Origin of the sequence: Streptomyces sp. YGL11-2 (assembly GCF_050054615.1) — a bacterium.
In the GTDB taxonomy this organism is placed as follows: domain Bacteria; phylum Actinomycetota; class Actinomycetes; order Streptomycetales; family Streptomycetaceae; genus Streptomyces.
Genome location: NZ_JBNHIN010000005.1, coordinates 245,049 through 259,631 on the forward strand (window position 1 = coordinate 245,049; position 14,583 = coordinate 259,631).

Annotated in this window: 8 protein-coding genes; 1 reads left to right on the plus strand and 7 read right to left on the minus strand. The window is 73.2% G+C overall.

The features are described 5' to 3' along the window. Positions 1 to 124 precede the first annotated feature (124 nt). Positions 125 to 2,818, minus strand: a complete 2,694-nt coding sequence (gene ppdK, locus ACO1BR_RS08865) for a pyruvate, phosphate dikinase (protein ID WP_426794470.1) — start codon at positions 2,816 to 2,818, stop codon at positions 125 to 127. An 844-nt stretch (positions 2,819 to 3,662) separates the two neighbouring features. On the opposite strand from ppdK, the gene ACO1BR_RS08870 reads away from it, so the two are divergent. After that, positions 3,663 to 4,589 (plus strand): helix-turn-helix transcriptional regulator, encoded by a 927-nt coding sequence (locus tag ACO1BR_RS08870; protein WP_426794471.1) that lies wholly within the window; start codon positions 3,663 to 3,665, stop codon positions 4,587 to 4,589. A 70-nt stretch (positions 4,590 to 4,659) separates the two neighbouring features. Here the strand turns inward: ACO1BR_RS08870 and ACO1BR_RS08875 are convergent, their stop codons facing one another. The 6 genes from ACO1BR_RS08875 to dusB form a co-directional block, all read right to left on the minus strand. After that, entirely contained in the window at positions 4,660 to 5,232 is a 573-nt protein-coding gene (locus tag ACO1BR_RS08875) for a MarR family winged helix-turn-helix transcriptional regulator (RefSeq protein ID WP_426794472.1), read from the minus strand. Between the two features lie 171 nt (positions 5,233 to 5,403). Beyond that, positions 5,404 to 8,937 (minus strand): SAV_2336 N-terminal domain-related protein, encoded by a 3,534-nt coding sequence (locus tag ACO1BR_RS08880; protein WP_426794473.1) that lies wholly within the window; start codon positions 8,935 to 8,937, stop codon positions 5,404 to 5,406. Further along, a complete protein-coding gene (locus ACO1BR_RS08885; RefSeq protein WP_426794474.1) occupies positions 8,937 to 9,905 on the minus strand; it encodes an AAA family ATPase in 969 nt (322 codons plus the stop codon). The genes ACO1BR_RS08880 and ACO1BR_RS08885 overlap by 1 nt, the downstream gene beginning before the upstream one ends. A gap of 13 nt (positions 9,906 to 9,918) precedes the next feature. Next, the gene (locus ACO1BR_RS08890; RefSeq protein WP_426794475.1) at positions 9,919 to 12,105 is read right to left on the minus strand and encodes a caspase family protein; all 2,187 of its coding nucleotides are present in this window, start codon (positions 12,103 to 12,105) and stop codon (positions 9,919 to 9,921) included. Next, positions 12,102 to 13,349 carry a hypothetical protein gene (locus tag ACO1BR_RS08895; RefSeq protein ID WP_426794476.1) on the minus strand — a complete coding sequence of 416 codons (1,248 nt, stop codon included), beginning with the start codon at positions 13,347 to 13,349 and terminating at the stop codon, positions 12,102 to 12,104. Before ACO1BR_RS08895 ends, ACO1BR_RS08890 begins: the two co-directional genes overlap by 4 nt. 86 nt (positions 13,350 to 13,435) lie before the next feature. Continuing rightward, positions 13,436 to 14,572 carry a tRNA dihydrouridine synthase DusB gene (dusB, locus tag ACO1BR_RS08900; protein ID WP_426794477.1) on the minus strand — a complete coding sequence of 379 codons (1,137 nt, stop codon included), beginning with the start codon at positions 14,570 to 14,572 and terminating at the stop codon, positions 13,436 to 13,438. Between the last annotated feature and the right edge of the window lie 11 nt (positions 14,573 to 14,583).

Genomic DNA, 14,583 nt, shown 5'->3' on the forward strand with positions numbered 1-14,583 from the left:
CCCGAGGGCGGCACCTCCGCACAGGTGCCGCCCTCGTTGCGGTGCCGGAGCCGATGGGCGGGCGTGAGGGTGAAGGTGCCCGGCCGCCGTCTCCGGTGGTGTGTGGGGCGGGTGCCCCGTCGGGTCAGCGGCTGTCGCTGCCCTTGGCCTCCGCCGCCGCGCGGCCCGCCTCCAGCCGGGCGACCGGGATGCGGAACGGCGAGCAGGAGACGTAGTCGAGTCCGACCTCGTGGAAGAAGTGGACCGACTCCGGGTCGCCGCCGTGCTCCCCGCAGACGCCGAGTTTGAGGTCGGGGCGGGTGGCGCGGCCGGCCGCCGCGGCGTTGCGTACCAGCGAGCCCACGCCGTCCTTGTCGATGGTCTCGAAGGGGCTGACGCCGAAGATGCCCTTCTCCAGGTACGCGGTGAAGAAGCTGGCCTCCACGTCGTCGCGGGAGAAGCCCCAGACGGTCTGCGTGAGGTCGTTGGTGCCGAAGGAGAAGAAGTCGGCGGACTCGGCGATCTGGCCGGCCGTCAGCGCGGCGCGGGGCAGCTCGATCATCGTGCCGAGGGTGAGCTTGAGGCTGACGCCGTAGCGCTTCTCGACCTCCGCGATGACCTGTTCGGCCTCCTCGCGGACGATCTCCAGCTCCTGGACGGTGCCCACCAGCGGGATCATGATCTCGGCGCGCGGGTCGCCCTTGGCGTTCCGGCGCTCGGCGGCGGCCTCGGCGATGGCCCGTACCTGCATGGCGAACAGGCCGGGGATGACCAGGCCGAGGCGGACGCCGCGCAGACCCAGCATCGGGTTCTGCTCGTGCAGCTTGTGCACGGCCTGGAGGAGCCGGAGGTCGTTCTCGTGCGGCTCCTTGCGGGCCTCGGCGAGCGCGACCCGGACCGAGAGGTCGGTGATGTCTGGCAGGAACTCGTGCAGCGGCGGGTCCAGGAGGCGGACGGTCACCGGCAGGCCGTCCATCGCCTCGAACAGCTCGATGAAGTCGGCCTTCTGGAGCGGCAGCAGCTCGGCGAGGGCGGCGTCCTTGTCGGCGTCGGTGTCGGCGAGGATCAGGCGCTCGACCATCTCCCGGCGCTCGCCGAGGAACATGTGCTCGGTGCGGCACAGGCCGATGCCCTGGGCGCCGAACCGGCGGGCGCGGGCGGCGTCCTCGGCGTTGTCGGCGTTGGCCCGTACGCGCAGCCGGCGGACCCGGTCCGCGTAGGCCATGATCCGGTGGACGGCCTGCACGAGTTCGTCGGCGTCCTCGGCGCCGGCGTGCATCCGGCCCTCGAAGTACTCGACGACCGGGGACGGGACGACCGGGACCTCACCGGCGTAGACCTTGCCGGAGGAGCCGTCGATGGAGACGACGTCGCCCTCTTCGATGACCGTGCCGTCCTGGGTGGTCAGCTTGCGGGTCTTGGTGTCGACCTCCAGCTCCTCGGCGCCGCAGACACAGGTCTTGCCCATGCCGCGGGCGACGACGGCGGCGTGCGAGGTCTTGCCGCCGCGGGAGGTGAGGATGCCCTCGGCGGCGATCATGCCGTTGAGGTCGTCGGGGTTGGTCTCGCGGCGGATCAGGATGACCTTCTCGCCGGACCGGGACCACTTGACGGCGGTGTAGGAGTCGAAGACGGCCTTGCCGACGGCGGCGCCCGGGGAGGCGGCGATGCCGCGGCCGATCAGTTCGGACTTCGCGTCCAGGTCGAAGCGGGGGAACATCAGCTGCGCGAGCTGGCCGCCGGTGACCCGCTGGAGGGCCTCGGCCTCGTCGATCAGCCCCTGGTCGACGAGCTGGGTGGCGATCCGGAAGGCGGCACCGGCGGTGCGCTTGCCGACCCGGGTCTGCAGCATCCACAGCTTGCCGCGCTCGATGGTGAACTCGATGTCGCACAGGTCCTTGTAGTGCGTTTCGAGCGTCTCCATGATCTGCATCAGCTCGTCGTAGGACGCCTTGTCGATGTTCTCCAGGTCGGCGAGCGGGACCGTGTTGCGGATACCGGCGACGACGTCCTCGCCCTGCGCGTTCTGCAGGTAGTCGCCGTAGACGCCCTGCTGGCCGCTGGCCGGGTCGCGGGTGAAGGCGACGCCGGTGCCGGAGTCGGGGCCGAGGTTGCCGAAGACCATGGAGCAGACGTTGACGGCCGTGCCGAGGTCGCCGGGGATGCGCTCCTGGCGGCGGTAGAGCTTGGCGCGGTCGGTGTTCCACGAGTCGAAGACGGCCCTTATGGCCAGGTCCATCTGCTCGCGGGCGTCCTGCGGGAAGTCCCGCCCGGTCTCCTTGGCGACGATCTGCTTGAACTGCTCGACCAGCGCACGGAGATCGGCGGCGTCCAGGTCGACGTCGACGGTGACGCCCTTGTCCCGCTTGGCCTCCTCCAGCGCCTCCTCGAAGAGTTCGCCGTCGACGCCCAGCACGGTCTTGCCGAACATCTGGATGAGGCGTCGGTACGAGTCCCAGGCGAACCGCTCGTCGCCGGCCTGCGCGGCGAGGCCGGAAACCGACGCATCCGAGAGGCCGATGTTGAGGACGGTGTCCATCATGCCGGGCATCGAGAACTTCGCCCCGGAACGCACGGATACGAGCAGCGGGTCGTCGGCCTGCCCGAGCTTCTTGCCCATCTTCCGCTCAAGCGCGTCGAGGTGCTCGGAGACCTCGGCACGGAGTGCCGCGGGTTCGGTGCCGCTCTCCAGGTAGACCTTGCAGGCTTCGGTGGTGATCGTGAAGCCCGGAGGGACGGGAAGTCCCAGGTTGGTCATCTCCGCGAGGTTGGCGCCCTTGCCACCGAGGAGGTCCTTGAGGTCCTTGTTGCCCTCGGTGAAGTCGTAGACGAACTTCACGGAAGAAGACTGGCTTACGTGGGGATCTTGTGTTTCCGGCACGGGTCTGACTCCTCGCCGACGGGCTGCCCTGACGGCGAGGAACATACCCAGATCGAAGGCGTATGGGTACGTCCACTTGGTCGACATACGTGCGTAACCCGGCGTCCGCCAGTAGATCGAAAGTGATCAAGGGCATTCACCATCGTTTATTTCCCGAACGGATCACTGCACCATGTAGTCGGCAGGGGGATTTCTCTCTACGCAACGCAACAGCATCGTTGATTACTTGAACGGGTGACGGATGGCACCCGGTGCCACCATTGCGAGAGATGGAGCCCGACCGATTCCGCTCATCTGAGCGGACCCCCTATCAGGGGTGGCGAGAATCACGCGCTCATGTGTGAGCGGGTCCCATCATTTGGACCCGCTTCGGCTCGTTGATCAAGGAATGCGTCGACCGGCATGCGCACTCGTTCCCGTACCGCCGGAAGATCCGCACGCGATTCGGCCATCCGCCGCTCCGGGACGGCCCCGGTGCCGGTCGTGACCCCGCCGCCTCCCCGCCCCGCGCCGCCGCTGGGCCGCGCCATCCCCGGACGGAGCTGCGGACGGCGCCGGTTCCGCCTCGGTCCGGGCGTTTCGGTGCGCCGCCGGGCCGAAGAGCGGTGGGCACCGGTATCAGGCCATAGTTCCCGGGTGGCGGGAACTGCGCCTCGGCGCCCCGGGTCGTATACCGCTGCACGGGAGCGCGTTGCCGTCACTCGCCTCCCAAGGTGGCGGCGGATTCCCGTACCGGGAATCCCGTGATCCTGATATCGGCGGTATCTGGCACCGCCCGGCGGGCGCCCCTCATGATGAACCGGTGTCAGCGATCACCCGTTCCGCATCCGCCGCTGCCGCCCGGCGCGGTGAGCTCGCCGCGTTCCTGCGGCTCCGCCGGGAGCGCATCGCCCCCCAGGAGGTGGGCCTGCCCGGCGGCCCGCGGCGGCGCACGCCGGGCCTGCGCCGGGAGGAGGTCGCCGAGCGCGCGGGCGTCGGCGTGGCCTGGTACACCTGGCTGGAACAGGGGCGGGCGATCAACCCCAGCGTCCAGGTGCTGGACGCCATCGCCGGTGCGCTGCTGCTCGGCCCGGCGGAGCGCGCGCATCTGCACCGGCTCGCGGACGTCCCCGGCGCCGCCGCCCCCGAATCCCCCGCCGAGGAGATTCCGGTTCCGCCCGGGGCGCGGGCGGTGCAGACCATTGTGGATTCACTGAGCCCGCTGCCCGCGGGCCTGGTCGGCGCCCGCTACGACGTGCTGGCCTTCAACGACGCCTATGCCGCGCTCGATCCCCGGATCGAACTGCTGCCGCCGCCGGAACGGAACGTGCTGTGGCGGCTTTTCACCGCGGACGAGGAATCCCAGCCGCTGGTCGACTGGGAGCGCGAGGTCTCCTTCATGGTGGGCCGGTTGCGCGGCGCGTTCGGCCGCCGCATGCACGATCCGCGGTGGCGGGCGTATATCCGTGAACTCTCCGCGGCCAGCCCGCTGTTCGCGGAGATGTGGGCCCGGCACGACGTCCTGCCGCCGGCCACCCACCGCAAGGCGTTCCGTACGGTCGACGGCCGCGAGGTGACGATCATCGCGACGGGTTTCACCACGATCGAGGCGCCCACCGCCACTCTGTGGGTCTATACGCCGGACGGCCCGGACGCGGAGCGGGTGCTGGGTGAACTGCTCTCGCGCTACCGAGAGTTGGGGGCGGCCGGGCTGGTGGCCGCGGGCGCGGCCGACCGGGAGGCCGACTGAGCACCGGGCCGTACGCCCGCCGGGCCGGGACCGGCCGGGGCCTTTCCGGCCCTGACCCGCCGGACGGGCGCTACGCCTTCGCCCGGCGCCCGCTCCTGCGCGGTGCCGGGTCCGCCCCGTCCAGCAGTTCCAGCCGCCGCTCCGCGCCCCGGGTCTCCACCTGGGTGACGATCCGCCGCAGCAGCTCCGCCAGGGTCAGCGCCTCGTCGTCGGTCAGTCCCTCGGTGACGAAGGCTTCCTCGGCGTGGAACTCCGGGAAGGTCCGGGCCATCAGCGCCTCGCCCTCGGGCGTGAGGGAGAGCAGCGCGAGCCGGCCGTCCGTGGGGTGGGGGGTGCGTGCCATCAGGCCGCGGGACTGGAGGGTGCGGGCGACGCCGGTGAGGGTGCCCTTGGAGATGCCGGCCTCCTCGGCGACCCGGCGGGTCTCCCACGCACCGCGGACCCACACCACCCACAGCACGACGAACGAGGTCCAGGTCAGATCGGCTCCGCGCAGCACCGAGTTCTCGAAGTGCTGCCGTACGGACGCCGCGGCGCGGTAGAGGCCCGCGACGGCGGCCATCCGCTCCTGCCGGACGGGGGTGTCGCCGAGCCTGGCCCGTACCGTCTGCTCCGTGTCCGCCACGGAGCGGTGCCCGCTCACCACGGCATCTCCCTCACCTCTCCCGTACCCGGCCGCCGGACGCGCACGCCGCACGGCGGCACGTGGGCTGCACACGGTAACGGGGCCCCGACCGGACGGCCGCCGGGACATCACGCCGTACACCCGGACGGCGCCACCGCCCCGGGCCTGCCGCCGGTATCCCGCCCGCGGTCAGCCGCCGGCGGTGTCCCGGCCGGCGTCGAGTTCGGCCAGCCGGGCCCGGGTGTCGCGGGTGCACGTGTGCTCGTCGCCCAGTTCGCGCTCGCTCACCGCGAGCACGGCGCGCCATTCCGCCTCCGCCTCGTCGAGGCGGCCCAGCCCACGGAGCGCGATACCCAGGTTGTGGCGGGTCCAGAGGGTGCCCGGCTGCTCCGCGCCCAGTACGCGCGTCCGTGCGTCGAGCGTCACCCGGATCTCCCGCTCCGCCTCGGCGAACCTGCTCAACTGGTTGAGCACGTACCCCAGGCTGTGCCGTGCCGCGAGAGTCTGCCACGCCTCCGCGCCCAGGACCCGGGTGCGGCCCTCGATCACGCCCCGGAACTCCGCCTCCGCCTCCTCGTAACGCTCCTGGTCACGCAGCGCATTGGCCAGCATTCTGCGCGCGATCAGCGTGTCCGGGTGGCCGGGGCCGAGGGTCCGCTGCCGGGCCTCCAGCACGGCGCGGTACTCGGCCTCGGCCTCGTCCAGGCGGTCGAGCCGCACCAGCAGGTCCGCGCGGGCGGAGCGCGTCACCAGCGTGCCCGGTTCCTCGTCCTGCCCGTTCCGGCGGTGTCCCCGGAGCGCCTCCTCGTAGTGCGCGAGCGACTCCTCGTTGCGGTCGGCGTGGTCGAGGGTGAGCGCGAGTTCGTGCCGGGTCAGGAGCGTGCCGTCGTGGTCCGGTCCCAGGACCTGGAGCTGTTCGTCCAGGAGTGTCCGCAAGGCGGCCTCCGCCTCCTCGTACCGCTTCTGGTCTCGCATGACCAGCGCCCTGACGCGGCAGGCGTTGAAGTGGTTGAGATGCCGCTCCCCCAGCCCCTCGGCGGTGCCCTCCATCAGGGCGGCGGCCTCCGTCCCGGCGTCCTCGTAGCGGCCCAGGCCGCGCAGCGCGGCGATGTGCCAGCGGCGCGCCTCCAGCGTCCGCGCGTGTGTCGGCCCCAGGCCGTCCCGTGCCCGGCCGGCCAGATCGCTCCACAGCTCCTGCGCCTCGTCGTAGCTCTCCCGGTCGTTCAGGATGAAGCCCAGCCTGAACAGCGCGGTCCGCAGGGAGGATTCATCCGGCTGCGGAGCCGACCGGGCGTCGGCTGCCGCCGCCCGGGCCTCGGCCTCGGCCTCGTCGTAGCGCCTGAGGCGCTGGAGCGCGGTGGCCAGCCAGACACGGGCGAGGACGGTGCCGCTGTGCGCAGCCCCCTTTCGCACGAGCCGTTCCGCGTGCACCGCGCGGAACTCGGCCTCGGCCTCCTCCAGGCGGTCCAGGTTCAACAGCAGGCGGCCCCGCTGCAGGCGCAGCGTCAGGATCTGCTCGCACTCGTCGTTCGCGCGCCGCTGGTACGCCGCGATCAGCGTCCGGCACTCCTCCTCCGCCGCCTCGTTCCGCTTCGCGTGCTCCAGCAGATCGATGAGATAGTCGCGTGCGTAGAGCGTGTAGTCGTGCTCCCTGCCGTGCTCGTGCCCGGAGATCTCGACCACCGCTCTCAAGTGGTCCTCGGCTTCCTCGTGTTCTCCCAGAACGTTCAGGGCGAGCGCCAGGTGTCCACGCAGGTTCCGCGATTCGAGGTCCTCGGCGGCCACCAGCCCGCCGAGCTGTTCCCGGACCGCCTCGCGCAGCGCGTCCGCGCGGTCCCGCCACCCGGCATCGACGAGTTCACGGGCCAGCCGGCGGAGTTCCCGCACCCCCGACCACCCGGACTCGTCGTCCCGGTCGTCCGCCTCGCGAAGCAACCGGTCGACCTGCCGGCGCACCGGCTCCGGCAGACCGTCGTCCTGTGCGAACCGCCGGACGAGGGCGATCAGCGGCGGCTGTACCCGCTCGGACGCGTACGAGCGCGGTGGCGGGACGACCGCCGTCGGCCCGGGGGCGGCGGTGGCCGGCTCGGGGGCCGGTGCCGCTGCCTGCTCGTCGGGGCCGGCCGCGAGCAGACCGAGCCGCGAGAGCAGCTCCGGGGAGGCGGCGGCGAAGGGGCGGGACCGCTCGGCGACCGACACGTCGCCGCCGGCGCCGGCGAGGCGGGCCCGGAACTCCGGGCCGCTGCCGTGCCGGCGCAGCAGGAAGGCGGTGACCTGCGCCGCCGTGTCCAGCGCGGTGGACGTCTGGACCGTGTCGAGCAGCAGGTCGGCGATTCCGGGGTGGAACTCGTACGCGACGGCGTCGGACGGCCGGTGGGGGCCCGCCTCGCGCCGGCGCAGCAGGCCGCCCAGGAAGACCTCGGCGAGCTGCGCCGGGTGGAAACGTTCGGCCCGGTCGCCGCCGGCCTGGTGGACCAGCCGCATCACCGGAAGCGTCAGCGGGCTGACCGCGGCGAGCGCCCCGGCAAGCCGCTGGCTCTCGGGGGAGGCTGCGGCCCGGAAGCGCCGCAGGCGCTCTTCGGGAGCGACCGCGGGCACGCCGCGCCGGCCGTCGGCCGCGGGGGCGGGGTCAGGGGCGGGGTCGGGCGCGCCGTGGTCGTCGCCCAGGAGCATCACCGGCAGCAGCGCACTGCCCCGGCCCGTGGCGGTGAGGTCGGCCCAGGCCCCGATCCGGGCCGGGGACAGGTCCAGGACCGGCACGACCGAGCCCTTGTAGGAGACCAGGCCGGGCGGCAGCACGGGGTGCCGTACGGACAGGTTCCGGCCGGGGGCGCCGGGGCGGTCCGCGGAGACGAGCAGCCGCTGGGTGGGCATCCCCTGCTCGGGCCACATCCGCGGCGGCAACGGCTGGACCACCGCGACCGGCGCGTGCCGGGCCCAGCCGAGCAGCGTGCGCGCGATCGCGCCGCTGCGCCAGCCGGGCCCCACGCCGTCGGAGAGGACCAGCACCGCGGTGCGGCCGGAGGTGTCGTTGAGGTGTCCCGTACTGCGGCGCGGGGCGCCGGGCGCGAACGGGCGGGCGGTGAGCACCGGTTGGGCGGCCGATCCGCTGTCCAGGCCGTAGGTCCGCACGTGCAGGAAGGCGCCCTGGCGCTCCAGCATGCCCCGTATCTCGGCGGCGAGTTGCTGCCACAGCACCATCGACGGGCCGTCGTCGACGACCAGTGCGACGCTCAGCCAGCGCTCCCGCTCCGGGCGCAGTACGGCGTCGGGGAGGCCGGTGTCGGCGATCCAGTCGGCGGTGGCCGTCTCGTCGAGGGCGAAGGCGCGGCGGGAGGGCACGCTCTGCCGGAGCGGTCGCAGCGCCCTGGTCAGGCCGCGGGCCGCGGGCAGGGCCGGCACGCCGCGGATCCCGACGGCCTGGGCCGGGCGGGCCGCCGTGCGCCGCGGCCCGCCGGGGGCGAACAGCCCGGCATCGGCGGCGGGTTCGGGCCTCCGTTCGGCACCCGGCCGCGGCTCGGCGGGCGGCGCGGAATCCGGTGCGGGGAGCGGGCCGCCGTCCGCGGCGCCGCCGGATCGCGTGGGCCCGGCGGACCGCCCGGCGTCGCCGTCGACGTCGCCGGAGGGTGCCGTGGTCACGGCGAACCACAGGATGTCGCGCAGTTCCTCGGTGGTCAGGTCCGCCCCGGCGTCCTCCAGCAGAGCGCACAGTCGCCGGAACATCAGATGTCTGCTTCGTCCAGGGAGCGCAGCACCGTCTCGCGGAGGGTGTCGAAGTCCATCCGCACCCCGGAGGAGCGCAGATGGACGGCGTTGAGGAGCTGGTCGGTGGCCAGTTCGCGTTCTTGTGTGTCCCGCAGGTCCAGGAAGGCGGTGATCAGCTGCTGCGCCTGTGCGCCGACCTCGGGTCCGAGGTGCATGGTGACGATCTCCCGCAGCTGCCGCTCGTCCGGCTGCTTGATGTCCAGGCGCACGCAGCGCCGCAGGAAGGCGGGCGGGAAGTCGCGCTCGCCGTTGCTGGTGATGACGACGACGGGAAAGACGTCGCAGCCCACCCGGCCGCCGCTGATCCGTGCCTTCTCCTCGGTCCCGGTCGTCCGCACCTCGACGTCGGGCTGCTTGAGTCGGGCCAGTTCGGGGATGTCGAAGGCGCCCTCCTCGAAGACGGTGAGCAGGTCGTTGGGCAGGTCGACGTCGCCCTTGTCGAGTTCGTCGATGAGCAGGACCCGCGGCTTGCCGCGCGGCAGCAGCGCGGTGCCCAGGGGGCCCAGCCGCAGGTAGTCGCCGATGTCCGGTTCGCCGGCCGCCGGCCCGCCGGGGTCCCCGCCGCGCAGGGAGGCGTCGCGCAGCCGTCCCACCGCGTCGTAGCGGTAGAGCCCGTCGGCCAGTGTGGAGCGGCTGTTGACCGGCCAGTGCAGCACCGGTCCCAGGCGCAGCTCGCGGGCGACGGCGTGGGCCAGCGTCGACTTGCCCGTACCGGGCCGGCCGGTGACGAGCAGCGGGCGGTGCAGGTGCAGCGCGGTGTTGACGACGTCCCGGTCCTCGGGGGCGATCACATACGCCGGCGGTCGCCCGTCCGTGCGGTGGTGTGCGGCGGCGTCGCCGAAGCGGCGCCACGGCGGGGCCACCGGCCACTCCACGTCGTGCGGCTCGGTGCCGCCGCCCTGGAACAGCCGCCAGTCCTGTGCCATCGTTTCGTTCTCCTCAGGGTGCCGACAGCTCTAGTTGCGGAAGCGGCCGGTGCGGGTCGTCCCACAGCAGGGCCAGGTGCTTGCCCGGGTGGCGGTCGTGCGACTCGCCCAACGACCGCAGCCGGTGTACGTGGTGGGGCAGGGAGTGCAGTTGCTCGGCGCCGAGCATCGCGGCCAGCACCGCCTCCGCCGACTCCCGTTCCGCCTCGGCGTGCCACACCAGGACGGGGACGCCGCTGAACAGGCAGACCGCGAACTGCTGCGGGCGGTCCGGGACCGCGGTGGTGATCACGGCGCCGGGGGAGTCCTCACGTGCCTGGAGGGCGGTGTGGAGTGCGGTGCTGTCCATGTCTCCCGGCGGCCAGTAGAGGGCCGTGGTGCAGGACGTCTCCACCCGCGCCCACCGCTTCTTCCACATCTCCGGCCGCTCGTCGCGGAGTTCGGCGGAGCGCACGACCACGGGGAAGTCGGTGCCGAGTGTCCTGCGGGCGGGCCCTGCGGTGCCGCGCGGCCAGCGGTGCACTTCCAGGTGGAGGTCGGTGTACGCAAGGAAGAACTCGACCACGGTCCGGTCCGTCCGGGCGTACCTGTTCAGCACGTCGTCCAGTGCGCGCTGGATCTCCTCCAGCGGGACCCGGTCGTCGACCACCGACACGGTCTCCGAGGCCCCGTCGCGGCGGCTCAGCCACACCTCGTACCCCCGCCGGTGCCCGGGGCCGTCCGGCGGGCCGAGCCGGACCTGGACGCGTTCGTCCACCGCCCGGTCGTCTGCCGCACGGTCCTCGGCTTCGATGCGCCGTTCCCGCAGGGCCCCGACGAGACCGAGGCGGGTCGCGCAGGCCATCGACCACTCCTGGAGCTCGACCGCCACCCGGCTCTGGTCGGGGGCGGCGAACCACTCCACCACACGGAGCAGCTGCGGGAGTTGGTCCTGCTTGCGGGTGAGCCCTTCGAGCACGTCGACCAGCGGGGCCGGGCCGGGGGCCGGTGCGGGGGCCGTGCGGAGCAGCTCACCGGCCAGTCGCTCGAAGGCGTCCCGTTGCGGCGGATCCAGCCGGCTCAGCAGCGCGACGAGGGCACCGTACTCGGCGCGGGTGAGCCACTGCCCGTTCTGGAGGATGCAGCTCGCCTCGTGGGCGCCGGGCTGCACCGTCTCGCCGGGTGCCGCTTCGGCGAGCGCGTGCAGGAGGGTGGCGGCGCCCCGCGGGTCGGCGAGTGCCCAGTCGACCAGTTCCCCGCCGGTGGGGGGCGTGGTGGCGGGCGGCTCGGTGTCGAGCTGTGGGCACAGCCTGGCGGCGACGCCCAGGGCCCCGCCGGCGGCGGCCGCCAGGAGCCGTTCGGTCTCGAAGACCAGTTGCTGCCGGGCGCGCCTGTGCCGGGGGTCCCGGAGCGGCTCGACCGCGAACTCGCGTGCCGTCCCGTCCCAGTCGCTGACATGGAGGGTCGGGAACTGCCGGATACCCTCGTCCCTGCGCAGCCGCTCGAACTCCCCGCTCACCCCGTGCCAGACCCGGTCGAGGTCCACGGCCGCCCCGTCGTGTCCGGCCTTCGCGAGCTGTTCGAGCAGTACGGAGGTGAACAGCCCTGCGCCGTCGCGGTTCTTGGCGGTGCCACCGGGGTGGGAGGCGCGCATCAGGAAGATCCGGCGGTCGTGATGGGTCTGCGGCTCCTCCCAGAGCCGGTCCGGCGGCGCGGCCAGCGCCTGCTGCCGGACGGGCAGGGCCTCGCGGCAGGCGTCGATGATCACCGTGACGCGGTCCACGCCCCGGTGCGGCAGCCGGTCCGTGCGCAGCAGGTGGATCAGGTTGTCGGTGTCCACGCCGACCAGGTCCCGGTCGCGTGACTCGGGGTAGAGCAGGCTCCAGCGGTCGCCCGCCTGGACGCCGTGCCCGGCCCAGTAGATCCACAGCCACTCGCCGTCGATGCGGCGCAGCTCTTCTCTGAAGAGGTGCCGTATGTTGCCGCGCTGCGCCGGACGCCAGGAGGGCGGCGCCTGTGCGAGGAGACCTTCGTTGCGCGCCAGGGGTGAGGCGAGCAGCTGGATGTTCTCCCGCGGGACGCCCTGTTCGACGAGCCAGCCCATCACCTTGAGCGCGTCGCTGACCGGTCCGTCCAGATCCCAGTCCGGGTGGCCCTGATACGCCTCGACGGCCACCAGTACGGCGTGGGTGCGCCGCCAGTCGTGCCGCGGTCCCGTCACGGCAGCTCCGCGGCGAGCAGTTCGTGGAGTCCCCGGTGGGCGAAGTAGGCGCTGTGGGAACGGGGGAAGGGCTGCCGGGTGTTGACCCGGTGGTCGGTCACCCGCCCGGGAAAGACCTTCTCGCCGACGAAGGCGAGCAGGTCCCGCTGGTCGTAGACGTTGATCCAGCGGGGGAAGTCGGCCGGCAGCCGGTCACCGCGGCGCAGCGCGACGAGCGCGTCCAGCTCGTAGAGGAACGGCGCCTGCGAGCCGACTGTCACCAGCAGCTCCACGCCGGGCGGCGGTCCGGCCGCGCGGTCGGCGAGCAGGTCGACGCAGGCGATACCGCCGAGGCTGTGGGCGAGGAGGACGACCGGGCCTGCCGCGTCCGCCGAGGCCGTGCGCACCGCCTCGGCGATCGCGGCGCGCAGGGCGCCGCCGCGGGTCTGGTAGCGGAGGATGTCGCCGCCGGCGGGCACGGTCGCGGCCGTCAGCCGGCCGCGCTGCCGCCGGGCGGCGGAGGACACCGGCCACAGGACGGGGGTGGCCAGGCGGGCACCGGCCCATTTCGCGACCGCCCCGACACCGCGGTCGGCGCCGCCGAGCCGGTCGGTCAGGGCGCCTACGAGGGCGTCGCGGTCGGCGCCGTCCACGGGGAGCGGTTCGTCGGCGTCGCCGTCGGACTCGGCCAGCCGCAGCGCGAGGGCCAGGACGGCGCGGGCCGCCACCGCCTCGATTCCGCCCGTGGGCGGTGCGCCGCCGAGGCTGCGGGAGATCTCCTCGGCGACGCGCGCGGCGGCCTCACCGGTGTACGGGGCGAGGTCGGCGGCGAGTTGCCGTACGCCGTCGGCGTGCCCGGACGTCATGCCAGTGGCCGCCGGGTCGGGGAACGGCTCCTCCAGGGACAGCGCCCGTATCCGGTCGGCGATGTCGTCCCACGGATCCCGGCGGCCCGGCACGAACCCCGCCGCACCGTCCTGTCCGGCCGCCTCGGCGAACGCCGTCAGCTCGCCGAACGGGTCCGCCTCCAGCAGCGCCCACAGGTCCAGCGGATCGGTGTCCGAGGCGAGACCGCGGTCCTTGTCCCGTACGGGGATCGACGCCCCGCCGAGCGCGAGGGACGCGCCGTGGGCCTCGCCCCAGAAGCAGGGGACGGTGCGGACATCGGGTCTGACCCGGGCCAGGGCGCGGGTCAGGCGGCCGAACGTCCTGTCGTACGACGCCGACCGGACGCCCGTACCGTGCACGAAGACGACGCTTGTCACTGCTTCCCCCGTGGCCGAAAGCCCTGCCTCCCCGTGATGCTAAGGCCAACTCCCGGGCCGGGGCGGGAAAACCGGCCATCCGCCGGTCAGCCCCCCGAGGTGTCCAGCTCCGCGTCCTCGCTGACGCCGGCGCAGTCGTACGGGTCGCGCAGCCAACCGTCGGGCAGCACCACGCGGTTGTTGCCGGAGGTGCGGCCGCGCGGTCCGTCGGCGCCCGCCGGCCACGGCTGGTCGAGGTCCAACTCGCCCAGCCCGTCCTCCAGTTCGGCGAGCGACGAGCTGATCGCCAGCCGCTTGCGCATCTCCGAGCCGACCGCGAAGCCCTTCAGATACCAGGCGACGTGCTTGCGGAAGTCGATGACGCCGCGGTTCTCGTCGCCGATCCACTCGCCCAGCAGCGCGGCGTGCCGGACCATGACCGCGGCGACCTCGCGGAGGGTCGGCGCGGCGGGCGCGCCGGTGCCCTCGAAGGCGGCGACCAGATCGCCGAAGAGCCAGGGGCGGCCCAGGCAGCCGCGGCCGACGACCACTCCGTCGCAGCCGGTCCGCCGCATCATCCGCACCGCGTCGTCCGCGGACCAGATGTCGCCGTTGCCGAGCACCGGGATCTCCGGGACGTGCTCCTTGAGGCGCGCGATGGCGTCCCAGTCGGCGGTGCCGCCGTAGTGCTGGGCGGCGGTGCGGCCGTGCAGCGCGATGGCGGTCACGCCCTCGTCGACGGCGATCCGGCCGGCGTCGAGGAAGGTGATGTGGTCGTCGTCGATGCCCTTGCGCATCTTCATCGTGACGGGCAGGTCACCGGCGCCGCTGACCGCCTCGCGCAGGATGGCGCGCAGCAGGTTCCGCTTGTAGGGGAGGGCGGAGCCACCGCCCTTGCGGGTCACCTTCGGGACCGGGCAGCCGAAATTCAGGTCGATGTGGTCGGCCAGGTCCTCCTCCGCGATCATGCGGACGGCCTTGCCGACGGTGGCCGGGTCGACGCCGTACAGCTGGATCGAGCGCGGCTGCTCGCTCGCGTCGAAGCGGATCAGCTGCATGGTCTTCTCGTTGCGCTCGACCAGCGCCCGGGTGGTGATCATCTCGCTGACGAAGAGGCCCTTGCCGCCGCTGAACTCCCGGCACAGCGTCCGGAACGGGGCGTTGGTGATCCCGGCCATGGGCGCGAGCACCACGGGGGGCTGCACCGCATGCGGGCCGATCTGCAGCGAAGTCATGGACCCCATTGTCCCGCACC